Raw genomic sequence first — 560 nt, 5'->3', positions numbered from 1 at the left:
GCGCTTCCTGCCCGGCCTTCAGGTTCGGGTTGTTCTGGATAAGCCCGCCAAGCTGGGTCTGCGTCAGTTGCCCGGTGGCGTTGTTGAGGATGAGCCCCTGCTGGCCGACGTTGTACTCGTTAAACTGGTTGTGCGAGATGCCCGCGCCGTTTGGCGTGGCAATGTTCACCACCGGCACGCCGTTGCCGGCTTTGTCCATGGTGGCCGGGCCGGTCGGCGTGATGGCCGCCGCGAAGGAAGGTGCCACGGGCTGCCAGACCAGCAGGCCGATAATCAGCCAACTGAGTGCGCGCTGCGAAAAACGAACCGGTTTATCGGTATTCATCCTTGTCTTCCTTTAAAAAGTGACAGCCACTCGCCAGCTAAATATCAGGTGGTCCGGGCCGAGCCAGTCGGGGTAACGCAGCGGTGTGCCGACAGAGACCTGGCTGGCGAACCAGCGCCCGGCGCTGCCCAGGCCCGCAGAGGTTCCCCAGAGCGTGCCGGCGGCGTACCGGTCAAGCCGGTCTTTCTCCAGCCAGCCGCCATCCAGCGCCGCCGTGGCGCTTATCTGCCCGAGT

The 560-nt window shown here is 64.3% G+C and carries 1 protein-coding gene and 1 pseudogene; both read right to left on the bottom strand.

The features are described from left to right. A partial coding sequence (locus tag E0L21_RS24740) for a filamentous hemagglutinin N-terminal domain-containing protein (protein ID WP_165501955.1) occupies positions 1 to 325 on the bottom strand: 325 nt, incomplete at its 3' end. A 12-nt stretch (positions 326 to 337) separates the two neighbouring features. After that, positions 338 to 560 (bottom strand): annotated as a pseudogene (locus E0L21_RS24735) (ShlB/FhaC/HecB family hemolysin secretion/activation protein); the annotation flags it as partial.

The sequence above is a fragment of the Kosakonia quasisacchari genome, assembly GCF_004331415.1.
Lineage (GTDB): Bacteria > Pseudomonadota > Gammaproteobacteria > Enterobacterales > Enterobacteriaceae > Kosakonia > Kosakonia quasisacchari.
This window is presented reverse-complemented; position numbering and strand designations above follow the sequence as displayed.